Source organism: Kitasatospora sp. NPDC089797, from assembly GCF_040684795.1.
In the GTDB taxonomy this organism is placed as follows: Bacteria; Actinomycetota; Actinomycetes; order Streptomycetales; family Streptomycetaceae; genus Kitasatospora.
Genome location: NZ_JBFBGS010000036.1, coordinates 37,445 through 59,766 on the forward strand (window position 1 = coordinate 37,445; position 22,322 = coordinate 59,766).

Sequence of the window (22,322 nt, forward strand, 5' to 3'; positions counted from 1 at the left end):
AGACGGGCCACCCGTCCGTACGGGACGGGCCATACGCGCGTACGGACGGGCCACCCGCGCCGCGCCGGTGCGTGCGCCGGGCCCGGGCCGCTGCCAGGATGCGCGGGACGGCGGGCCCTGCCGGGCCCGGTCCGCCCCTCCCGACCCCCCCGGAGCAGCACCGATGGCCAGTGATCCCGCCGCCGCGGCACCCCGAGCGCACCACGTCGACCCGCCCCCGGTGCGCCGGATGGTCCCGCGCGACCGCGCCGAGCCGCACCGGGTCGCCACCCCGTTGGAACTCTTCTTCGACCTCTGCTTCGTGGTCGCCGTCGGCCAGGCGGGCCGCGAGCTCGCCCACTCCCTCGCGGCCGGGCACTACGGTGAGGGCCTGCGCGGCTACGCCATCGCCTTCTTCGCCATCTGGTGGGCCTGGATGAACTTCACCTGGTTCGCCTCCGCCTACGACTGCGACGACGTGCCGTACCGGATCACCACGCTGGTGCAGATCGCCGGCGTGCTGATCCTCGCGGCCGGGGTGCCCCGGCTGTTCGCCACCCAGGACCTGCGGCTGTCGATCGCCGGCTACGTGGTGATGCGCCTGGCGATGGTCACCCAGTGGCTGCGCGCGGCGGCCGCCGAGCAGGGCGCGGCGCGCCGGGTGGCCCTGCGCTACGCGGTGGGGATCGCGCTCTGCCAGATCGGCTGGGTGGTGGTGGTGCTGCTGCCGGCCGCCGCCCGGCCGGTGGTCATCCCGATCGGGGTGCTGTGCGAGCTGTCCGTGCCGGTGGTCGCCGAGCTGCGGACGCAGACCTCCTGGCACCCGCACCACATCGCCGAGCGGTACGGGCTGTTCACCCTGATCGTGCTCGGCGAGACGGTGGCCGCGGCGACGGTGGCGGTGCAGTCGGCGGTGGACGAGCACGAGGAGCTGGGCCGGCTGGTGCCGGTGGCGGTCGGCGGGCTGCTGATCTGCTTCGCGGCCTGGTGGATCTACTTCGCCCGGCCGGTCCACGACCACCTGCGCTCCAACCGGCAGGCCTTCGCCTGGGGGTACGGGCACTACCTGGTGTTCGGGTCGGCGGCGGCGATCGGCACCGGGCTGGAGGTGGCGGTGGAGTCCGCGGTGCACCAGGCGGCGATCTCCCCGGCGGCCGCCACCGCGACGGTCACCGTGCCGACCGCCCTCTACCTGGTCACCGTCTGGTTCCTGCACTCCCGGCACACCAAGCGCGGCGCCCTCGCGCAGTCGGTGGCGCCGACCGCCGCGGTGCTGGTGCTGGCCTGCACCGCGCTGGGCGGCTCGGGCGTGCTGGCGGCGGGCCTGGTCTGCGCGGTGATGATCGGGGTGGGCGTGCTGGTCCACAGCCGGGAGGGCCGGGCCTGAGCGGGGCTCGAACGGGGTCGGGTCCGGGGTCGGAGGGGCCCGGCCCGCGCGGGGGTCGGGTCCGAGCAGGGCCGGAGGGGGTCGGGCCCGGCCCGTCGGGTCAGAGCCGCCCGAGCAGCACCGGCTCGTGCCGGGCCAGCCAGGCCAGGTAGGCCGGGTTGACCTTGGCCAGGTCCAGGTAGGCGGCGCGCAGTTCGCCGTAGAGCGCGTCCAGGGCGGGCGGGCTGAGCACCCGGGGACGCCAGGTGAACAGCAGCCGGACGGCCAGCGGGTCCCCGTGCACCGGGCGGACCACGGTGCCGGGCCCGGGCAGTGAGGTGGGCTGGCAGGGGCGGACGGCCTCGCCGGAGGCGACCAGTTCGGCGGCCGTGGCGTTGTCCCGCACCTGGACCACCCGGGGGTTGAGCCCGGCCTCGCTGAACACCCGGCGCATGGCGGCGTACTCGTGGTCGGCGGTCGGGTCGACCATCCAGGTGTCCTCGGCCAGGTCGGCCAGGTGGACGACCGGCCGGGCGGCGGCCGGGTGCCCCGCGGCGAGCGCGACGAACTGCGGCTCGCGGGCCATCAGCACCCGGTGCTCGGCGTCCGGCGGCACCCGCAGCGGGAAGCCCTCGCTCTCGTAGACGAAGGCCACGTCCAGCTGGTCGGCGGCGACCATCCGCAGCAGTGCGCTGGCGGAGATGTCCACGTGGATGGTGGTGTCGGTGTCCGGCAGCCGCTCGTGCACCCGGCGCAGCCAGGCGGCGACCGCCCGGCTGCCGACGCTGCCGATCCGCAGCCGCCGCTGCCGGCCGGGCCCGGTGGTGTCGCGGGCCTCCTGGCGGGCGGCGGCGACCAGGGCGGCCATCTCGCTGATCACCGGCCGGGCCCGGGAGAGCACCGAGTGGCCGAGGGCGGTGGGCCGGCTGCCGGTCTGCTCGCGGGTGAACAGGCTTCCGCCGATGGCCCGTTCGATGCGGTGCAGCTGGGTGGTGAGGGAGGGCTGGGTCATGCCGAGTTGGAGCGCGGCCTTGCGGAGGCTGCCGGTGTCGGCGATCGCGCACAGCACCCGCAGGTGTCTCACGTCGAGCTCCACGACGGGAGCATAGACGTCAACGCGCCACATCGCCAAGGACATGACAGGGGATCAAGGGCATGCCGACGGAACCCGCGGCGCGGTCCCCGCCGGTATGCGGCCGGACTATCGCCGGTTGACATCATCCGCGACGGGCCCGGGCGGGTCGAAGCTCGGGGGCACCACACCGCCCCGGCGCCCGGCCGGGACGGCCCCCACTGCGCGCCGCCACCGTCCGGTCCGGCCCCCACCGGGCCCGGCGGGACGGCGCGCCAGGAAACCGGAGTCCCCCACATGAAGCGATCCGTGCTGTCCGCGACCGTCGGCCTCGCCCTCGCGGCGGGCCTCGTCGCGCTGCCCGCCACTGCGGCCACCGCCGCCCCGGCCGCGCCGACCCACGCGACCCGGGCCCACTCGGCCGAGCAGACCGCGAACACCCAGGCGTTCTTCCGGGCCGTGATGGCCTCCGCCCGGGCCCGGCAGGCCGCCGACCCGTGGCTGCAGACCGTGACCGTCACCTACGACACCACCAACGCCCCCTCCTACACCGCCGACATAGCCGGCGCCGCGCAGATCTGGAACAGCTCGGTGCACAACGTCCAGCTCCAGGAGGCCAGCGGCACCGGGGACTTCTCGTACACCGAGGGCGACGGCAGCGGCTCCTACGCCAGCACCGACGGGCACGGGCACGGCTACATCTTCCTCGACCACCAGCAGACCCAGGAGTACTACTCGCTCCGGATCGTCGCCCACGAGACCGGGCACGTGCTGGGCCTGCCCGACGACTACTCCGGTCCGTGCAGCGAACTGATGTCGGGCCACGGCCCGGGCACGTCCTGCATGAACGCGCACCCCGACGCGAACGAGAGCGCCCAGGTCGACTCGCTCTGGGCGAACGGCGTGGCTCCGGCCAACTGACCGGCCCGGCACGGGAACGGGGCGCGGTGACCCGCCCGGCCGGAAACGGGCGGGTCACCGCATGGGTACTTCCCCGCCCCGGAGCCTAGCCGCCCCCGGAACGGAATGCCAGGGGCATGGCTGGGTCAAGACGAGGAAAAGGCGGCTCAAATCCGGCGGGGGCCGGGGGGATTGGACCGCACTATCGCGGGTTGACATCATCCGCGGGCCCGTCGGGCTGCCCGAAGCTCTGGGGACACCCGGTCGCCAGGTGTCCCCCCGAGGCCGTCCCCAACCGGCCGAGGCACCCGGGACCGGAACCCCCCACCGTTTCCAGGACCCCTTCAGGAGCCCCCACATGAAGCGATCCGTGCTGTCCGCGACCCTCGGCCTCGCCCTCGCGGCCGGCCTCGCCGTGCTGCCCGCCACCGCGGCCGCCGCCGCCCCGGCTGCCCCCGCCGTCCAGGGCTACACCGCCTCCACGTACGCCGGCTCGACCGAGGAGGCCGCGAACAACCAGGCGTTCTTCCAGGCCGTGATGGCCTCCGCCAAGGCCAAGCAGGCCGCCAGCCCGGGCCTGGCCACCGTGGTGGTCACCTACGACGCCAGCTCCGCCCCGTCCTTCCGCAGCCAGATCGCCAGCGCCGCGCAGATCTGGAACAGCTCGGTCGGCAACGTCCAGCTGCGGGCCGGTTCGGCCGCCGACTTCCGCTACTACGAGGGCAACGACCCGCGCGGCTCGTACGCCAGCACCGACGGGCACGGGCGCGGCTACGTCTTCCTCGACTACCAGCAGAACCAGCAGTACAACTCGGTCCGGGTGACGGCCCACGAGACCGGGCACGTGCTGGGCCTGCCGGACCACTACTCCGGTCCGTGCAGCGAGCTGATGTCGGGCGGCGGCCCCGGCCCGTCCTGCACCAACCCGTACCCGAACAGTGCCGAGCGCAGCCGGGTCAACTCGCTCTGGGCGCGCGGCTGACCGTCCTGAACGCCCGATGAGCACCACCGGCCCGGCCGCGTCCGCAGCGTCCGGGCCGGCGGTGTCGGCGGTGTCGGCGGTGCGCGTCCGGGGCGGTGGTGTCGGCGGTGTCGGCGGTGCGCGTCCGGGCGGGCGGTGTCGGCGGTGCGTGCGACCATGCGGGCGAGACCCGTTCGCCCCCGCCCCGAAAGGCGCCGCCGCCATGCCCCGTCCCGTTCCCGAGCAGCTCACCGACCTCCCCTACGCCGAACTGCTGAGCCCGCACACCGGCCCGCTGCGCAGCGACGAGCGGTACGACACCGCGCACTTCGACGGCGGCGAGCACACCGACGAGTCGGCGGCCGGGGCGGCCTTCCTGGAGTGCGCCTTCACCGGGGTCGCGCTCAGCGGGGTCAAGCTGCGCCAGGCCCGGTTCAACGAGGTCTGGGTGCAGGCCGGCCGCTGGGTGGCCTGCGACCTGAGCGACACCGAGTGGCAGGACAGCAGCTTCGTCGGCGGGGTGCTGGCCGGGGTGGCCGCGCACGGTTCCGCGCTGCGCCGGGTGGTGTTCCGCGGCTGCAAGCTGGAGGCGGTGAACCTGCGGGCGGCCGTGCTGCGGGACGTCGTGTTCGAGGACTGCCTGCTGCGCGACGTGGACTTCGGCGGGGCGAAGCTGACCGGGGTGACGTTCCCCGGTTCGACGCTGGAGGAGGTCCGGCTGCGCGGGGCCGTGCTGAGCGGCACCGATCTGCGCGGGGCCGCTCGGCTCGGGCTGGCCGACGGTCACCAGGGGCTGCGCGGCGCCGTCATCAGCTCGACCCAACTGCTGGACCTGGCACCGCAGTTCGCCCAGGCGCTGGGCATCGAGGTGAAGGACCGCTGACCGACCCCCGGCCGCTCCCGGTGGAGGCGGCCTCCCGGTTCCATCAGCCGGGCGTTCAGCCCGGCGTCGCTCGGTGACAGCCGGGCGAACAGTCCGACAACCCTGCTGCGCGCATCTGGTGGCCCGCTCCGGCCGCGGTGGACACTTCTCCGCGATCGATGGCCCCGAGTTGTGTACACAACATCGCCAGTGAAGGGACGGACCGGTCTGATGGCCGAGTTGAGTCGTAGAAAGTTCGTCGCGCTGTCCGGCGCCACCGCGGCCGGTCTCGCGGTGGCCGGCGCCGACGTCGTGGGCGCCGCCGCCCCGAGCGCCGCCGCCGCCTCCACCACCGCGCTCAGCACCACCGGCACCATCACCGACGTCCAGCACGTGGTGATCCTGATGCAGGAGAACCGCAGCTTCGACCACTACTTCGGCACCCTCAAGGGCGTCCGGGGCTACGCCGACAAGGCCACCATCCAGCTCTCCGGCGGCTACAGCGTCTTCAACCAGCCCAACGGGCTGTTCTCCCGCCAGTACCCGTGGGCCTTCAACCCCTCCGGCAGCAGCGGCAGCGCGGAGACCCAGGCGCAGTGCAACGGTGACCTCTCGCACGCCTGGTCCGACCAGCACAAGGCCTGGAACGGCGGCAAGATGGACTCCTGGGTGTCCGCCAAGGGCACCGTCCGCACCCTCGGCCACCTGCAGCGCGCCGACATCCCGTTCCACTACGCGCTGGCCGACAACTGGACCATCTGCGACGCCTACCACTGCTCGGTGCTGAGCGCGACGGGCCCCAACCGCACCTACCACTGGAGCGGGACGATCGACCCGGCCGGCACCGCGGGCGGCCCCGCCTACGACGGCGGCTCCGAGTCCAACCTGCGCTGGCAGACCTACGCCGAGGCGCTGGAGGCCGCCAGCGTCAGCTGGAAGGTCTACCAGAACGCCGCCGACAACTTCGGCGACAACGCCCTGGCCTACTTCAGCCGCTTCACCGGCGCCGCGGCCGGCAGCCCGCTCGCCGTCAAGGGCATGGGCTCCGTCCCCAAGGTCACCGGCCGCACCCCGGACGACATCGCCGCCGCGATCCGGGCCGACGTGCGGAACGGCACCCTGCCCCAGGTCTCCTGGATCGTCGCCGACCAGCAGTCCTCCGAGCACCCCTACGCCACGCCGCAGGACGGCGCGCACTTCGTCCACCTGGTGATGGACGCGCTGAACGCGGACCCCAACGTGTTCAACTCCACCGTCCTGCTGATCAACTACGACGAGAACGACGGCTTCTTCGACCACGTCCCGCCGCCGGCCGCGCCCGCGGGCACCGCGGGGGAGTTCTACAACTCCACCAACATCGGCCTCGGCTTCCGGGTCCCGATGCTCGCGATATCCCCGTGGACCCGCGGCGGCTGGGTCAACTCCGAGACCTTCGACCACACCTCGGTGCTGCGCTTCCTGGAGGTGTGGACCGCCGCCCTCGGCACCCCGGCCACCAGCCCCAACATCAGCGACTGGCGTCGCAAGGTGTGCGGCGACCTCACCTCGGTCTTCGACTTCGCCAACCCGGTCTACGGCATGCCAGCACTGCCCGACACCTCGCAGACCATCGGCCTGTCCACCTGCGGCCCGCTGCCCAACCCCGCGCCGAGCGACAACGCGCTGCCCGCCCAGGAGCCCGGCACCCGCCCGGCCCGCCCGCTGCCGTACCAGCCCAACGCCAACCTGGACCACTGGGACAGCAACTCCAGCGGGATCATGCACGTCTGGGTGAAGATGTCCAACGAGGGCGCCGCCCGGGCCGCGCACTTCTCGGCCTACGCCAACGCCTACCGCAGCGGCGGCCCCTGGCAGTACACCGTCGACTCCGGCAGCCCGGTCACCGACTTCTTCAACTGCGGCACCAACAACTTCGGCAACGGCAAGTACGACCTGACCGTGGTCGGCCCCAACCGCTTCCTGCGCCGCTTCACCGGGGACCTCACCCGGCCCGGCAAGAACGCCGCCGTCACCGCCTCGTACGCGGTCGAGCCGGGCAGCGGCCAGCCGGCCGTCTACTTCGCGCTGGCGAACTCCGGCTCCACGCCGATCACCTTCACCATCACCTCGAACAACTACCGCACGGACGGCCCCTGGACGTACCAGGTGCCGGCCGGCGGCAGCGTCAGCGACTTCTTCAACGCGGTCGCCTACAACAACGGCTGGTACGACTTCACGGTCACCGTGAACACCGACAGCAGTTGGTCGCAGCGGTTCACCGGGCACCTGGAGACGGGCGCGCCCAGCGTCAGCGGCTGACCCGACGGTCCGGGACGGCAGCCCCGGACGGCAGCCTCAGCCGGACGGGCCCCGGGGGAACCACGGATCGTGGACCTCCCGGGGCCCGTCCGGCGTCAGCAGGGTGAAGCTGTGCACCCCGGCGGCGTACTCGGCCAGCTGCACCGCGCCGTAGCGGGTCTCCAACTCGGCCTGCACCGGCACCGGCAGCTTGCTGAGCGCCCGCCGCAGCTGCAGGGCGTCCCGCCGGCTGATCGGGTGCGGAGCGCGCAGCACCAGCCGCAGCGGGCTGAGCGGCCCGGCGACCGGGAGGCCGGTGCCCAGTTCGTAGCCGACCGCGCCGATCGGCCCCCAGACCAGCCGGTGGTCCGCGACCAGCCGGCCGACCTCCGGCAGCAGAGCCAGCGCCGGGATCCCGGTGGTCCGCCCGGGGGCCAGCCGCTCCCGCCGGCCGGGCAGCTGTTCGGGACGCAGGGTGCGGGCCACCGCCGCCCAGGGGGCCAGCGCGTCCAGCCGCTGCCCGGGCCGCGGGCCGCGCACGGTGACCGGGATCCAGTGCTCGGGCGCGGCCTCCGGGTCCCGGGTGCAGCGCTGGGGGCGCGGCAGGTCCGCCGGGGTGCCGACCACCGAGGGCGCGCGGCCGACGGTGACCCACGGGTGGGTCCGCAGCAGCGTCCGGGCCCAGCCGGGCAGCCCGCCGCCCGCCAGCGGGCGCAGCGAGCCGGGGCACTGCATCAGCAGCAGGTCGTGGGTGCCGGGCAGCCGTCCGTCCAGTGCGGCCAGCGCGCCGACCCGGCGGCGCGGTCCGTCGTGCAGTTCCTCGGTCGAGTTCCTCACACCGCCACCCTCCGCCGGTCGGCGGCGCCCGGCTACGGCCCTTGGGCGCGTGCACCCGGGACCAAAGGCTCAACGTGCGACCGTCCGCCCCCGGTGTGAGAGTGGGGGCAGCCCGGTAATCCGTCCGGAGGAGGAGTCATGGGCATCCTGGACAGGCTGTTCCACCGTCCGCCGCAGCACGAGTCCACCGGCCAGGAGGCCGCCCAGCGCGCCGCCCTCGCCCACGACGAGGCCGCCGACGCGTTCGGCGACGACGTCGAGCGCACCCGGGACGCCCAGGAACGGGTGGCCCAGGAGCGGATGTCCCAGGAGGAGGCGGACCGGCGCGCCGCCGCGGACATGACCGCCGAGGGCGACCCCTGGGGCTGAGCTCCGCCGGGCCGGTCGTCCGCTCCCGGGGCCGAGCCCGGTCGAGCCGGTCATCCGCTCCGCGGCGGCAGCGGCGGGCGCCGCAGGTCCGGCCGGGGCGTGGAGTCCGGCGGGGGCGCCGCCGCGGGCGCGTCCTCCAGCAGCTCCAGGGCCAGCTGGACGGCGGTGACCAGCTCCGGGTGGCGCCCCCGGGCCCAGTCCTGCGGGGTGCGCAGCACGTGCACGTCCGGTTCGACGCCCCGGTTCTCCACCGACCAGCCGAGCCCGCCGCCGAACCAGGAGGCGTTCTTCGGCACCGAGATCTGGGTGCCGTCGCCCAGGGTGTGCCGCCCGGTCATCCCGACCACCCCGCCCCAGGTGCGGTTGCCGATCACCGGGCCGAGGCCGAGCAGCTTGATCGCCGCGATGATGACGTCCCCGTCCGAACTGGTCGCCTCGTCGGCGAGCGCCACCAGCGGCCCGCGCAGCGCGTGTCGGGGCCAGCGGACCGGCTGGCGGTCCCGGCTGAAGTCCCAGGCGAGGACGTGCCGGGTGAGCTTCTCCAGGACCAGTTCGGAGACGTTGCCGCCGGCGTTGCCGCGCACGTCCAACACCAGGGCGGGCTTGTCCAGTTCGCGCCGCAGGTCGCGGTTGAACTGCGCCCAGCCGGAGCCGCCGAGGTCCGGGATGTGCAGGTAGCCGCACCGGCCGTCGCTGAACTCCCGTACCAGGGAACGGCGTTTGGCGACCCAGTCCTGGTAGCGGACGGCCCGTTCGTCGGTCAGCGGGGTGACCGTGATCCGCCGGACCGGGCCGTCCGGGCCGCTGCGCAGGGCCAGTTCGAGGGTGGTGCCGCCGGTGCCGGCCAGCAGCGGCAGCGGACCGCGCACCGGGTCCACCGGGCGGCCGCCGACCTCCAGCAGCTCGTCGCCGTCCCGGACGCCCCGGGCGGCCAGCGGGGCACGGGCGCGCGGGTCGGAGGACTCGCCGGGCAGCACCCGGTCGACCAGCCAGCGGCCGTCGGGGGAGCGGTGGGCGTTGGCGCCGAGCAGGCCGAGCGGTTGCTGGGCGAGCGTGGGGCCCTCGGCGCGCCGGGAGGGGGTGACGTAGGCGTGCGAGGTGCCGAGCTCGCCGAGGAGTTCGCGCAGCAGGTCGGCGAAGTCGTCGGGTGAGCAGATGCGGTCCAGCAGCGGCTCGTACTGGGCGACCAGCGCGGGCCAGTCCAGGCCGGACATCCGCTCGTCCCAGAACTGGTCCCGGACGATCCGGGCGGCCTCGTGGTACGCCTGGCGCCACTCGGCGGCCGGGTGCACGGTGTGGGTGATCCGGCGCAGGTCGACGCCGGTCCCGGCGGAGGGGGCGCCGACCGGGAGGACCCGCAGCGTCCCGGCCGAGTAGACGGCGATCGAGCCGCCGTCCCCGGAGACCGCGTAGCCGTCCAGCTTGTCGACCAGGGTGCTGCGGGTGCCGCGGGCCAGGTCGAAGTGCTCCAGGGACGGGCGGCCGGAGGTGTCCTCGGGGTTGGCGAAGGTCTGCCCGAGGGTGCCGGAGATCGGCCAGCGCAGCCAGACCAGGCCGCCGCGGACCGCGTCGGTGGCCGAGTACTTGGAGGCGATCACCGGGAACGGCAGCAGCCGTTCGCCGATGGACTCCGGGTCGACCCGGACGGTGCCGTCGCCGCCGCCGTCGCCGCGCGGGGCGCCGTCCTCGGCGGGCGCGGCGAACGGGGAGGGGGTGTCGGCGGTGAGCGGGACGAGGTAGGGGCGGCAGCCGACCGGGAAGGAGAGGTCGCCGGTGTGCACGTCGTGCACCGGGTCGAAGCCGCGCCAGGACAGGAAGGCCAGGTAGCGGCCGTCCCGGGTGAACACCGGCTGCTCGTCCTCGAACCGGCCGTCGGTGACGTCGGTGATCGGCGCGGGCGCGTCCGTGCGGGTCAGCCGGATCCGGCGCAGCGAGCGCCCGGCGGCGGGCTGGGACCAGGCGATCCAGTGCGAGTCGGGGGAGAACCGGGCGCTGGAGACCGGGCCGTAGTCGGAGGCGGCCAGCTCGCGCACCCCGCCGTCGTCGGCGGCGACCAGCAGCAGCCGGCCGTCCGAGGTGGTGGCGGCGAGCCGGGCGCCGTCGGGGGCCGCGGTGAGCTCCAGGACCCGGCCGAGCCGTCCGGCGGCGAGCACCCGGTGCCGGTGCTGGACGCTCTCCTCGTGGCCGGGCAGCGGCACCACCTCGATCGCGTCGGCGCCCTCGGCGTCGGTGATCCAGGCGGCCTCGCCGGTGTGCCCGAGCACCACCGGCAGCCGGGTGCGCACCCCGGGGGTGTCGGCGAGCGCGCGGGCCGGGCCGTCCTTGTGGGTGAGCCAGTACTGGCTGCCGCGCACAGTGATCACCCCGGCCCGGCCGGTCTGGTCGCAGGCGAGGTCCTTGACCTGGGCGGCGGCGCCGACCTGGTACGGGCGGCGGCCGGCCCGGGCGCCGCCGAGCGGTACGTGCAGCCGGCGGGGGGCCGGGGCGTCCAGTCCGTCCAGCAGCCAGAGGTCGCCGGCGTGCTGGTAGACGATCCGGGTGCCGTCGGTGGCGGCCTCGCGGGCGTAGTAGGTGGCGTGGTCGGTGTGCCGGCGCAGGTCGGTGCCGTCCGGGCGGCAGGAGTAGACGTTGCCGATGCCCTCGTGGTCGGAGAGGAAGGCGATCCGGTCGTCGGGTGCCCCGCCGACCGGCATGGGGGAGGCGAGGTGGCCGGTGTGCCCGGGCAGGACGGGTTCGCCGTCGACCCAGAGCCGGCCGGTCGCGCCGCCGCGGTAGCGCTTCCAGGCGGCGGGCTCGTGCGGGGCGGAGCCGGTGAGCAGGACGGTCCTGGTCCGGCTCAGCTGGGCGTCGCCGACCGGACCCCAGGGCATCCGGCGGCCGGGGGAGCCGTCCGGCGGCAGGGCGTGCGCCCAGGTGTAGTGGCCGAAGGGCTCGTGGTAGGAGGTGACCGCCAGCACCTCGCCGTCCGGCAGCCAGCCGCGCACCCGGGTGTCCTGGCTGCCCCAGAAGCTCAGCCGGCGGGCCTCGCCGCCCTCGACCGGGGCGGTCCAGACCTCGGGGGTGAGGCCGAGCCAGCTGGTCCAGGCGAGGGTGGTGCCGTCGGGGGAGAAGCGGGGGTGGCTGACCCGGGTGCGGTCGCAGCCGACCCGCCAGGCCCGGCCGGTGGCGGCGGCGCCGGCGTCCAGCGGGGCGATCCAGACGTCGTCCTCGGCGGTGAAGGTGAGCAGGTCGCCGTGCAGGTGGGGGTGGCGGAGGTAGCCGGGCGGGGTCACTCCTCCATCCTTCGACGGGGTGTCACCCCCGGCAACCGGGGCGGTCCTCCCGGACCCCTCTCGACCGGTCTGGACCATTGACGGCGCACTGCCGGATCCGCTTCAGTGGTCTAGTCCAACTTGGGCGCGCAGCCGGGCCGTTCCCCCCACTGGCGCGTGCTCCGGCGTGCCCACGGACGTCCCCCACGACCGCGCCACGCAGGAGCACCCCCATGCGCAGATCAACCGTGCCCAGACACCGCCGCGCCGCACTCGCCGCCGGCACCGCCTCCGCCGTCGCCGCGGCCACCCTGGCCGGCCTCACCCTGGGCCTGGCACCCGCCGCCTCGGCCGGCGAGTTCCTGGTCAACGGCGGCTTCGAGTCCGGCGCGCTCGGCCCCTGGAGCTGCACCGGCAACTCCGGCAGCGTCGTCACCACCCCGGTGCACAGCGGGAGCTACGCGCTCGCCGCCGCGGCCACCGCGGGCGACACCGCCCAGTGCGCGCAGACCGTCGCCGTCGCGCCCAACACCACCTACACGCTGAGCGCCTGGGTCAACGGCTCCTACGTCTACCTGGGCGTCGACGGCGGCGGCCCGAGCACCTGGACGCCCGGCACCGGCGGCGCCTACCAGAAGCTCAGCGTCGGCTTCACCACCGGCGCCACCCAGACCAGCGCCACCGTCTACACCCACGGCTGGTACGGGCAGGGCACCTACTACGCGGACGACGTCTCGCTGGACGGCCCGGGCGCCCCCAGCCCTTCGCCGACCCCCACCCCGACCGGTACGCCCACCGGAACCCCGACCGGAACGCCGACCGGTACGCCCACCGGAACCCCGACGGGCACGCCGACCGGTACGCCCACGGGCACCCCGACGGGCACGCCCACCGGAACGCCCACGGGCACGCCCACCGGAACCCCCAGCGGCGGCCACACCCTGGTCGGCTACCTCCACGCCAGCTTCGCCAACGGCGCCGGCTACACCCGGATGGCCGACGTCCCCAACTCCTGGGACATCATCGACCTCTCCTTCGGCGAGCCCACCTCCCCGACCTCCGGCGACATCCGCTTCAACCGCTGCTCGGCCACCGACTGCCCCACCGTCGAGTCCGACGCCGACTTCAAGGCCGCCATCGCCGCCAAGCGCGCCCAGGGCAAGAAGGTGCTGATCTCGATCGGCGGCCAGAACGGCCAGGTCCAGCTGACCACCACCGCGGCCCGGGACACCTTCGTCAGCTCGGTCTCGGCGATCATCGACAAGTGGGGCCTGGACGGCCTGGACATCGACTTCGAGGGCCACTCGCTCTCGCTCGACACCGGCGACACCGACTTCAAGAACCCGAAGAGCGCGGTCATCGTCAACCTGATCTCGGCCCTGAAGACCCTCAAGGCCAAGTACGGCCCGGGCTTCGTGCTGACCATGGCGCCGGAGACCTTCTTCGTCCAACTCGGCTACCAGTACTACGGATCCGGCCCCTGGGGCGGCCAGGACCCGCGCGCCGGGGCGTACCTGCCGGTCATCTACGCGCTGCGCGACGACCTGACCCTGCTGCACGTCCAGGACTACAACTCCGGCTCCATCATGGGTCTGGACAACCAGTACCACTCGATGGGCGGCGCCGACTTCCACGTCGCGATGACCGACCTGCTGCTCAAGGGCTTCCCGGTCGCCGGCAACACCGCCAACATGTTCCCGCCGCTGCCCGCCTCGAAGGTGGCCATCGGCATGCCGGCCACCACCAACGCGGGCAACGGCTACGTCGCCCCGGCCGAGGTGGACAAGGCGCTGGACTGCCTCACCAAGCTGACCAACTGCGGGACGTACGTGCCGCGTTCGGGCGCCCAGCCGAACCTGGCCGGGCTGATGACCTGGTCGGTCAACTGGGACCAGTTCGGCGGCCGGGAGTTCTCCAAGAACTTCGACGGCTACTTCGGCCGCTGACCCGGCCGTGGGGCCCGCGGACCGCGGGCCCCACGGCACGGTACGACCCGGTCAGGTCGCCAGCAGCCGCTTCGCCCCCTCGACCACCGAGGGGGACGCCGTGGCCAGCGAGCCCGTCCCGTACGGCGGTTGCGGGTCGTACTCGATGAGCAGCTGGATCGCCTGCGCGGTGGCGTCCCCGGCGACCAGGCCGGTCACCCGCAGCGCGAGGTCGATCCCGGCCGAGACCCCGGCCGCCGTCGCGTACTTGCCGTCGATCACGATCCGCTCGCTGCCGGTCGGCTCCGCCCCGAACCGGGGCAGGGCGTCCAGCACGCCCCAGTGGCTGGTGGCCCGGCGGCCGGTGAGCAGCCCGGCGGCGCCCAGGATCAGCGAGCCGGAGCAGACCGAGGTGGTCCAGGTGGTGGTGGCGTCGACCCGGCGCACCCAGTCGAGCACCGCCCGGTCGGTCAGCTGCGCCTGGGTCCCGGGGCCGCCGGGCACCAGCAGCAGGTCGGCCGAGTCCACCTCGTCCAGGGCGGCGTCGGCGGTCAGCGCCAGGCTGGCCATGTCGGTGCGGACCGGCCCGCGCTTCGCGGCGGTGAACACCACCTCGGCCCCGGGGATCCGGGACAGCACCTCGTAGGGGCCGACCGCGTCCAGCGCGGTGAAGTCGTCGTAGAGCAGGATCGCGATGCGCATCAGGGTCCTCCATCGGGTCGGGAAGCGGATCAGGAACCGGCTCAGGAGCCGGGTCGGGAGTCGGGTCGGGAACGGAAGCGGCGGCGGTACTCGGCGGGCGGGGCGGCCAGGGCCCGGACGAAGGCGCGCCGCATCGCCTCCGGGGTGCCGTAGCCGCAGGAGCGCGCGATCCCCTCGACGCCGTCGTCGGTGTCCTCCAGCCGGCGCCGGGCGGCCTCCAGCCGGACCCCGTCCACGTACCGGCCCGGGGGCAGCCCCACCTCGGCGGCGAAGGCCCGGGCGAAGTGCCGCGGTGACATCGCCGCCCGGCCGGCCAGCGCCTCCACCGACAGGTCGGCCTCCGGGTGCTCGGCGATCCACCGCTGGACCTCGCGCAGCGGCTGCCGGGACGCCACCTGGGCGGCCAACTGGGTGCTGAACTGGGCCTGGTTGCCCGGCCGGCGCAGGAACACCACCAGGTGACGGGCGATCAGCAGGGCGGCGTCCCGGCCGAGGTCCTCCTCGACCAGGGCCAGGGCCAGGTCGATCCCGGCGGTGACCCCGGCCGAGGTGGCGACGTGCCCGTCCCGGACGTGGATCGGGTCCGGGTCGACCGCCACGTCCGGGAACCGCCGGGCCAGCTCCTCGCAGTACGCCCAGTGGGTGGTCGCCCGGCGCCCGGACAGCAGACCGGCCTCGGCGAGCAGGAAGGCCCCGGTGCACACCGACACCACCCGCTCGGCCCGGCCGGCCAGCTCCCGGATCCGCGCGACCAGCGCGCCGTCCGGGTGCTCGAAGTCCACGCCGCCGGGGACCAGCAGGGTGTGCACCGGCCCGACCTCGGCCAGGTCGGCGTCCGGCAGCAGCCGCAGTCCGCTGCAACTGCGCACCGGTCGGCCGCCGGGGGAGGCCGTGACCACCCGGTACGCCCCCGGCCGCCGGGCGGCGGCGCCCGCTCCCGCGAACACCTCCAGGGGGCCGGTGACGTCCAGGCTCTGCACGTCGTCGTAGAGGACCACGACCACGCTGCGCTCTCTCATGCGGCCAGCCTGTCACCGGGCCGGGATGGCAGCAATGACCTGTTTCCCACCTTTCCTGCCAGCCGGTGGGTCCGCTGCGGGCGGGAGCGTCGACGCCCGGGAGCGCCGGTGCCGGGGAGCGCCGAAACGCCGGAAGGCCCTTCGCTCTCGCGAAGGGCCTTCCGGCTGTCTGTGCGCCGCCAGGGACTCGAACCCCGGACCCGCTGATTAAGAGTCAGCTGCTCTAACCAACTGAGCTAGCGGCGCCTGCTGACGTGGAGAACATTACCTGGTCAGCGGCCGAAACACACAATCGGCCCGGAGCCCCGCGGCCCGGCCGTCCGCCCGGCCCGCTCGCCCGGTCGCTCAGGCCGTGAGCACCACCTTGCCGCGGACGTGTCCGGCCCCGACCAGCCGGTGCGCCTGCTCCGCCCGCTCCAGCGGCAGCGACTCTGCGATCTCGATCCGCAGCCCGCCCGCCTCCCACAGCGCCACCAGTCCGGCCAGCCGCTCGGCGGTGCGCGGCCCCCGCAGTCCCCGGACGCCCAGCCGCTCGGCCTCCTGGTAGTCGACCACGGTGCCGATCCGGTGCCGGTCGGCGACCAGCTCGACGGAGGCCGCCAGGGCGCCCCGGCCGGCCGCGTCGAAGGCCGCGTCCACCCCCTGCGGCGCGACCGCCCGGACCCGCTCGACCAGCCCCTCGCCGTACGCGACCGGGATCGCGCCCAGCTCGCGCAGGTAGTCGTGGTTGCGCGCGCTCGCGGTGCCGATCACGGTGGCGCCGGACGCCCGGGCGAGCTGGACGGCGACGGTGCCGACCCCGCCGGAGGCGCCGTGCACCAGCACGGTGTCGCCGGGGCCGACCCCGAGCAGTTCGAGCGCCAGGTGCGCGGTCTGGCCGGAGGCGGAGAGCGAACCGGCCTGCTCCCAGGGCATCCCGGCGGGCTTGGCCACCAACTGCCCGGCGTCCACCGTGACCAGTTCGGCCTGGCAGCCCAGCACCCGGAAGCCCAGCACCTCGTCGCCGACCCGTCGGGTGTCGACCCCCGGCCCGAGCCGGTCCACCACCCCGGCGAACTCGTTGCCGAGCACCAGCGGCGGTTCGGCCACCAGCCCCGGCGGGCGGAAGCCCTCCCGGATCGCGAGGTCCACCGGCTGCACGGCGGCCGCGTACACCCGCACCCGGACCTCGCCCGGGCCGGGCTCCGGGTCGTCGACCCGGGTGACCCGCAGGACCTCCGGACCGCCGGACTCCGGGACGGTGACCGCCTTCATGGGGGGCTCCTTCGCGCTCTCGACCGTTTCGGTACCGCCGATCCTCGGACTTGAAGTGCACTTCAGGTCAAGCACCTGTTCGGCGTGTCTTCACGTATGGGTGCATTGTCAGATTTATCCTGGGCGGCGCTCAGCCGTCCGCCGCCGACCGGTCGCCCGCCCCGCCGGGCCGGCCGGCGCCGATCCGCCGTCGAGAGGAACCGTCCCGTGGGCCAGCTGCCCCTGTTCTTCCTGGTGCTGCTCGCCTCCGTGGTGACCATGCCGCTCGCCCGAAGGACGGGCGTTCCGCAGCCGGTCCTGATGACCCTGCTCGGCATCGTGATGGCGCTCGTCCCGCAGATCCCGGACGTCAAGATCGAGCCGGAGCTGATCCTCCCGCTGGTCCTGCCACCGCTGATCTTCGCCGTGGCCCGGCGCTCCTCGGTGCGCTACTTCAAGGCCAACGCCCGCTCGATCCTGCTGCTGGCGATCGCCCTGGTGGCGGTCACCACGGTCGCGGTGGCCGGCACCGTGCACTGGCTGCTGCCCGCCCTGCCGCTCGCCGCCGCCATCGCGGTCGGCGCGCTGGTCTCCCCGCCCGACCCGGTGGCCGCCGTCGCGGTGGCCGGCAGCGTCGGGCTGCCCCGGCGCCTGGTGGCGATCCTGGAGAGCGAGGGGCTGTTCAACGACGTCACCGCGATCGTCATCTACTCGCTGGCCATCGAGGCCGTGGTCAGCGGCGACTTCTCGGTCGGCGACGCCGTCCTGCGCTTCGTGCTGTCCGCGGTGCTCGCCGTGGTCGTCGGCGTGGTGCTCGGCTGGGTCAACGCCAAGCTGGCCGACCGCCTGGACGACCCGACCCAGCAGGTCGCGCTCAACCTGCTGGTGCCCTTCGCCGCCTACACCGTCGCCGAGGAGATCCACGGCTCCGGCGTGCTCGCCGTCGTCATCTGCGCGCTCTACCTCGCCGAGCGGGCCGCCGACGCCGACGCCGTCGCCTACCGGCTGGTCGGCAACGCCTTCTGGGAGGTGGTCGAGATCCTGATCACCGGCGTGGCCTTCGGCCTGATCGGCCTGGAGCTGGCCACCGTGCTCAAGGAGGCCGGCCGCGGCTGGACCGGCTTCCTCGGGGACGCGGCCGTGGTCATCGCGGTCGTGGTGGTGGTCCGGCTGCTCTGGCTGCTGCCGGCCGGCTGGCTGTCCAAGAAGCTGCGCAAGGGCGACGAGGAGGACACCCCGTTCAGCTGGAAGGAGAGCGTGGTCCTCTGGTGGTCCGGCATGCGCGGGGTGGCCACCGTCGCCCTGGCCCTCGCCATCCCGCTCACCCTGCACTCCGGCGAGGACTTCCCGGAGCGCGGCCGACTGGTCTTCATCGCCTTCAGCGTGGTGCTGTTCACCCTGTTGGTCCAGGGCCTGACACTGCCCTGGCTGGCCAAGCAGCTCGAACTGGACATCGACCAGGACAAGCACGAGCAGGCGGTGCGCCAGCTCTGGTGGCGGGCCGCCAAGGCCGGCCTCCAGCGGCTCGGCGAGCTGGAGGAGCAGGACAAGCTGCCCGCCGAGGTCGCCGACCGCCTGCGGGACCGTCAGCACGACCGGCTGGCCCGGCTCTGCCCGGAGAACTACGCCGAGGAGGAGGCCGCCGAGGCCAAGCAGCGGATCGCCCAGTGGCGGGCGGCCGTCGAGGTCGAGCAGGAGATGATCGCCGCCTCCCGGCGCGAGATGCTGATCGCCCGCAGCGAACTCGGCGCCGACCCGGAACTGGTCGACCACGTGCTGCGCGGACTGGACCTGCGCTCCGAACGGAAGTGACGGACAGTCCGCCCCGCGCCCGCCCGCGGGGCGGAATGCGCACGACCCCCTCCCGGGTTGCATAGGCTGAACCCGGGCAGGCCGTCAACGGAGTCGGCGCACCACCCGTACCGCCACGACCTCGCGAACAGGCGTCCGCCGCCTGGCCCTCACGCCTGGCCCTGCCGGTTTCTGCACCCAGATGAATCGAGGACCCACCGATGTCGGAGACCCGCGCCGACGCCCGCACCCCGCTCGACCGCACCCCGCAGTGGGCCGCCCTGGCCAAGCACCGGGCCGAGCTGGGCGACACCCACCTGCGCGAGCTGTTCGCCGCCGACCCCGAGCGCGGCCGCAGCCACACCCTCCAGGTCGGCGACCTGCACGTGGACTACGCCAAGCACCTGGTCACCGCCGAGACGCTGGAGCTGCTGCGCGAACTCGCCGCCGCCACCGACGTCGCCGGGCTGCGGGACGCCATGTTCCGCGGCGAGAAGATCAACGTCACCGAGCAGCGCGCCGTGCTGCACACCGCGCTGCGCGCCCCGCGCGACGCCGTGATCGAGGTCGACGGCGTCAACGTCGTCCCCGCGGTGCACGCGGTCCTGGACAAGATGGCCGCCTTCGCCGAGCGGGTCCGCAGCGGCGAGTGGAAGGGCCACACGGGCCGGCGGATCCGGGCCGTGGTCAACATCGGCATCGGCGGCTCCGACCTCGGCCCGGCGATGGCCTACGAGGTGCTCCGCCCGTACACCCAGCGCGACCTGGACGTCCGCTTCGTCTCCAACGTGGACGGCGCCGACCTGCACGAGGCGGTCCGCGACCTCGACCCGGCCGAGACGCTGTTCATCGTCGCCTCGAAGACCTTCACCACCATCGAGACCATCACCAACGCGGTCTCCGCCCGCTCCTGGCTGCTGGACGGCCTGGGCGCCGGCACCGAGGCGGTCGCCAAGCACTTCGTCGCCCTGTCCACCAACGCCCAGGGCGTGCAGGACTTCGGCATCGACACCGCCAACATGTTCGAGTTCTGGGACTGGGTCGGCGGCCGCTACTCCTACGACTCGGCGATCGGCCTCTCGCTGATGATCGCCATCGGCCCGGACGCCTTCCGCGAGATGCTGGACGGCTTCCACCTGGTCGACGAGCACTTCCGCACCGCCCCGCCGGAGCAGAACGTCCCGCTGCTGCTCGGCCTGCTGGGCGTCTGGTACGGCGCGTTCTTCGACGCCCAGGCGCACGCGGTGCTGCCGTACTCGCACTACCTGTCCAAGTTCACCGCCTACCTCCAGCAGCTGGACATGGAGTCCAACGGCAAGTCGGTGACCCGCGACGGCACCCCGGTCGACTGGCAGACCGGCCCGGTGGTCTGGGGCACCCCCGGCACCAACGGGCAGCACGCCTACTACCAGCTGCTGCACCAGGGCACCAAGGTGATCCCGGCCGACTTCATCGGCTTCGCCCGCCCCGTCGCCGACCTGCCGGCCGGGCTGGTCGCCCAGCACGACCTGCTGCTGGCCAACTTCTTCGCCCAGACCCAGGCGCTGGCCTTCGGCAAGACCCCGGAGGAGGTCGCGGCCGAGGGCGTGCCGGCCGAGCTCGTCCCGCACAAGACCTTCAAGGGCAACCACCCGACCACCACCATCCTGGCCGCCGAGCTGACCCCGTCGGTGCTCGGCCAGCTGGTCGCGCTGTACGAGCACAAGGTGTTCGTCCAGGGCGCGGTCTGGAACATCGACTCCTTCGACCAGTGGGGCGTCGAGCTGGGCAAGGTGCTCGCCAGGCGGATCGAGCCGGTGCTGCTCACCGGCGAGGGCGGCGACCAGCTGGACAGCTCCACCGCCGCGCTGGTGGCCCGCTACCGCGCGCTGCGCGGCCGCTGAGCCCCGGCCCGGGCCGCCCGCCCGCCCCGGCGGGCGGCCCGGCCGTCCTTCGCACGTACGGCGAAACGCCGGGAGGCCCCTTGCTCTCGCAAGGGGCCTCCCGGCTGTCTGTGCGCCGCCAGGGACTCGAACCCCGGACCCGCTGATTAAGAGTCAGCTGCTCTAACCAACTGAGCTAGCGGCGCCTGCTGACAGAGAAGACTCTAGCAGCGGCCCGGGGTCGAGCCAAAATCGAATACCGGCCGCCCCCCGTTCACCCGCCGGTCACGACGACCGGCTCGGCCGGGACGGCCCCGCCGGGCTCGCGCGCCGCCCGTACGCAGGCCCAGAGCACCACCGAGGCCCCGGGCAGCCAGGGCTCCCGCTCCTCCGGGGCGACGATCCAGCGGCCCGAGCCCCGGCCGGGGGACTCCGGGCCGTGCACCATCCGCTGCAGCGGCGGCACCGTCACCGCGTCGCCCCTGCCGTGGCAGAGCAGCGGCGGCACGTCCCGGGCCCACTCCTCCCAGGCCAGCAGCCGGCGCCGCCGGGGCGCCGCGCCGGGCTGGACGAACCGCCGGGTGCGGCCCCGGTAGCCGGCCCCCGGGCCGCACCCGGGGCCGGAGGCCCACAGCTCGTCCAGCACCCGGCGGCCGAACAGCGACGGCATGCTGATCACGTCGAAGGCGCGCCCGCAGGGCAGCACCGAGGGCGCCCACGGGCGGGCCTCCCAGAGGGCGCGCATGCTGCGCGGGTACTCGCTGGCGGAGGCCAGCCAGGCCTCCCCGGCCACGGTGACGTACTCCACCGACTGGTGCGTCCAGATGTCCACGCCCAGCAGCCTGCGCCGTGCGCGCCCCCGCCGGGGCGGAAAGCGCCGTTCGCCGGACAGGGCGCCGGGCGATCCCGTACCCTCCGCCGCTGGCATATGCCAGCGGCCCCGGGCGGACCGGTCCGGTGTCCGGTTTCCGGGTCCGTCCCCGTCCGGCGAACGGTCCGGTGGCCGGCCCGGCCACCGGGGCGGTTCCGGTGGACGTCCTCCCGGCGGGCCTCAGCCCTCGTGGCGGCGCGGCTGGAGCAGGCCGCGGCCGTACTCGATCATCTTGGCGGCGTAGTCCGGGGTCCAGTCCGCCCGCTCGGCGACCTCGGTGTTCGACAGCGCGTCGAACCGGCGCGGGTCGGCCAGCTGGGCGGCGGCGACGGCCTGGAAGTCGGTGGCCCGCTCGGCGGCGGTCCGGAAGGCCAGGGCCAGCTCGGTGGAGCGGCGCAGCAGCTCCGCGGGGTCGTCGATCGCCTCCAGGTCGAAGAATCGTTCCGGCTCCGGTTCGGCGGACTGCGGCTCGAACAGGAGCTGCGCGGGGCGCAGGCGCCTGGTGGACTCGGGCGTCTCGGCGGGGGAGTCGGGCATGGACGGACACCTCCGGGGTCTCGGTGAGGGAGGGCGGCGGGCTGCTCCGGGCCGCACCGCCCGGTCGTGGCCGTCGTCCATTGTCTCGCGGCGACGGCCGGTAGCGGAACGGTGCGCATGCAGGCGCTATTCCCGGGCGCGCGCCGGGGCGGTGACTCCGGGCGCCGCGCTTCCGGATCGCATGCGAACCGGTTGTGCCGGGTGCAGCAGTCGTCCACCGAACCGGGAGCACCCCATGCGCGCACTGTCCACCGGCCTGCTGTCGGCCGCCGTCCTCCTCCCGGCCGCGGTGGTCGCCCCCGCCGCGCCCGCCTTCGCCGCCGAGGCCGCCACGGTGGTCACCGGGCCGCCGAGCGCCCCGGGCGGCGTCTCGACCGCGACCTGCCCGGCCGGCAGCCACCTGACCGGTGGCGGCTACCGCCTCCAGCCCGACGCGGCCGGACCGGTGCGCGACAGCGGGCCGACCGCCGACGCCACCGGCTGAAGCGCCCGGGCCGAGCAGGGCTCG

The 22,322-nt window shown here is 74.4% G+C and carries 18 protein-coding genes and 2 tRNA genes; 10 read left to right on the forward strand and 10 right to left on the reverse strand.

Annotation, left to right across the window (positions count from 1 at the left end; genetic code table 11):
- The first annotated feature begins 163 nt into the window (after positions 1–163).
- A complete protein-coding gene (locus AB0O91_RS27025) occupies positions 164–1,366 on the forward strand; it encodes a low temperature requirement protein A (protein WP_363437985.1) in 1,203 nt (400 codons plus the stop codon).
- 100 nt (positions 1,367–1,466) lie between these two features.
- On the opposite strand, the gene AB0O91_RS27030 is transcribed toward AB0O91_RS27025, so the two are convergent.
- Positions 1,467–2,441, reverse strand: coding sequence for a LysR family transcriptional regulator (locus AB0O91_RS27030; protein ID WP_363437987.1), 975 nt, complete (start codon positions 2,439–2,441; stop codon positions 1,467–1,469).
- A gap of 273 nt (positions 2,442–2,714) precedes the next feature.
- On the opposite strand from AB0O91_RS27030, the gene AB0O91_RS27035 reads away from it, so the two are divergent.
- From AB0O91_RS27035 to AB0O91_RS27050, 4 genes are all read left to right on the forward strand, one after another.
- Positions 2,715–3,338, forward strand: a complete 624-nt coding sequence (locus AB0O91_RS27035; protein WP_363437990.1) for a snapalysin family zinc-dependent metalloprotease — start codon at positions 2,715–2,717, stop codon at positions 3,336–3,338.
- Between the two features lie 337 nt (positions 3,339–3,675).
- Positions 3,676–4,299, forward strand: a complete 624-nt coding sequence (gene snpA / locus AB0O91_RS27040) for a snapalysin (RefSeq protein WP_363437992.1) — start codon at positions 3,676–3,678, stop codon at positions 4,297–4,299.
- Between the two features lie 202 nt (positions 4,300–4,501).
- Positions 4,502–5,161: a pentapeptide repeat-containing protein gene (locus tag AB0O91_RS27045; RefSeq protein WP_363437994.1), complete on the forward strand. Its 660-nt coding sequence runs from the start codon at positions 4,502–4,504 to the stop codon at positions 5,159–5,161.
- A 210-nt stretch (positions 5,162–5,371) separates the two neighbouring features.
- Positions 5,372–7,438 carry a phosphocholine-specific phospholipase C gene (locus tag AB0O91_RS27050; RefSeq protein ID WP_363438109.1) on the forward strand — a complete coding sequence of 689 codons (2,067 nt, stop codon included), beginning with the start codon at positions 5,372–5,374 and terminating at the stop codon, positions 7,436–7,438.
- 36 nt (positions 7,439–7,474) lie between these two features.
- Here the strand turns inward: AB0O91_RS27050 and AB0O91_RS27055 are convergent, their stop codons facing one another.
- Positions 7,475–8,254: a phosphoribosyl-dephospho-CoA transferase MdcG domain-containing protein gene (locus AB0O91_RS27055; protein WP_363437996.1), complete on the reverse strand. Its 780-nt coding sequence runs from the start codon at positions 8,252–8,254 to the stop codon at positions 7,475–7,477.
- A gap of 138 nt (positions 8,255–8,392) precedes the next feature.
- On the opposite strand from AB0O91_RS27055, the gene AB0O91_RS27060 reads away from it, so the two are divergent.
- On the forward strand, positions 8,393–8,623 hold the full coding sequence (locus tag AB0O91_RS27060) for a hypothetical protein (RefSeq protein WP_363437998.1): 231 nt from the start codon (positions 8,393–8,395) through the stop codon (positions 8,621–8,623).
- Between the two features lie 50 nt (positions 8,624–8,673).
- Here AB0O91_RS27060 and AB0O91_RS27065 read toward each other — a convergent pair whose 3' ends face one another.
- On the reverse strand, positions 8,674–11,895 hold the full coding sequence (locus AB0O91_RS27065; protein ID WP_363438001.1) for a S41 family peptidase: 3,222 nt from the start codon (positions 11,893–11,895) through the stop codon (positions 8,674–8,676).
- Positions 11,896–12,107: 212 nt separating this feature from the next.
- Between AB0O91_RS27065 and AB0O91_RS27070 the strand changes: the two genes are divergently transcribed.
- Positions 12,108–13,820 (forward strand): glycosyl hydrolase family 18 protein, encoded by a 1,713-nt coding sequence (locus tag AB0O91_RS27070; protein WP_363438004.1) that lies wholly within the window; start codon positions 12,108–12,110, stop codon positions 13,818–13,820.
- A gap of 51 nt (positions 13,821–13,871) precedes the next feature.
- Here the strand turns inward: AB0O91_RS27070 and AB0O91_RS27075 are convergent, their stop codons facing one another.
- From AB0O91_RS27075 to AB0O91_RS27090, 4 genes are all read right to left on the reverse strand, one after another.
- Positions 13,872–14,501: a DJ-1/PfpI family protein gene (locus AB0O91_RS27075; protein WP_363438007.1), complete on the reverse strand. Its 630-nt coding sequence runs from the start codon at positions 14,499–14,501 to the stop codon at positions 13,872–13,874.
- 41 nt (positions 14,502–14,542) lie between these two features.
- A complete protein-coding gene (locus tag AB0O91_RS27080; RefSeq protein ID WP_363438010.1) occupies positions 14,543–15,520 on the reverse strand; it encodes a GlxA family transcriptional regulator in 978 nt (325 codons plus the stop codon).
- Between the two features lie 172 nt (positions 15,521–15,692).
- Positions 15,693–15,766, reverse strand: a tRNA-Lys gene (locus tag AB0O91_RS27085).
- Positions 15,767–15,865: 99 nt separating this feature from the next.
- Positions 15,866–16,774, reverse strand: a complete 909-nt coding sequence (locus AB0O91_RS27090) for an NADP-dependent oxidoreductase (protein WP_363438013.1) — start codon at positions 16,772–16,774, stop codon at positions 15,866–15,868.
- 207 nt (positions 16,775–16,981) lie between these two features.
- Here AB0O91_RS27090 and AB0O91_RS27095 point away from each other — a divergent pair, with 207 nt between their 5' ends.
- Both AB0O91_RS27095 and pgi read left to right on the forward strand, forming a co-directional pair.
- Complete coding sequence (locus tag AB0O91_RS27095; protein ID WP_363438016.1) at positions 16,982–18,565, forward strand: Na+/H+ antiporter; 1,584 nt, start codon at positions 16,982–16,984, stop codon at positions 18,563–18,565.
- A gap of 200 nt (positions 18,566–18,765) precedes the next feature.
- Positions 18,766–20,427 carry a glucose-6-phosphate isomerase gene (gene pgi / locus AB0O91_RS27100; RefSeq protein WP_363438018.1) on the forward strand — a complete coding sequence of 554 codons (1,662 nt, stop codon included), beginning with the start codon at positions 18,766–18,768 and terminating at the stop codon, positions 20,425–20,427.
- A 111-nt stretch (positions 20,428–20,538) separates the two neighbouring features.
- On the opposite strand, the gene AB0O91_RS27105 is transcribed toward pgi, so the two are convergent.
- The 3 genes from AB0O91_RS27105 to AB0O91_RS27115 all read right to left on the reverse strand — a co-directional run bounded on the left by AB0O91_RS27105 (position 20,539) and on the right by AB0O91_RS27115 (position 21,814).
- Positions 20,539–20,612: transfer RNA gene (locus AB0O91_RS27105), tRNA-Lys, on the reverse strand.
- A gap of 68 nt (positions 20,613–20,680) precedes the next feature.
- Positions 20,681–21,238, reverse strand: coding sequence for a bifunctional DNA primase/polymerase (locus AB0O91_RS27110; protein WP_363438020.1), 558 nt, complete (start codon positions 21,236–21,238; stop codon positions 20,681–20,683).
- A 219-nt stretch (positions 21,239–21,457) separates the two neighbouring features.
- Positions 21,458–21,814, reverse strand: a complete 357-nt coding sequence (locus AB0O91_RS27115) for a hypothetical protein (RefSeq protein WP_363438022.1) — start codon at positions 21,812–21,814, stop codon at positions 21,458–21,460.
- 235 nt (positions 21,815–22,049) lie between these two features.
- Here AB0O91_RS27115 and AB0O91_RS27120 point away from each other — a divergent pair, with 235 nt between their 5' ends.
- The gene (locus AB0O91_RS27120) at positions 22,050–22,298 is read left to right on the forward strand and encodes a hypothetical protein (protein WP_363438024.1); all 249 of its coding nucleotides are present in this window, start codon (positions 22,050–22,052) and stop codon (positions 22,296–22,298) included.
- The last annotated feature ends 24 nt before the right edge of the window (positions 22,299–22,322 follow it).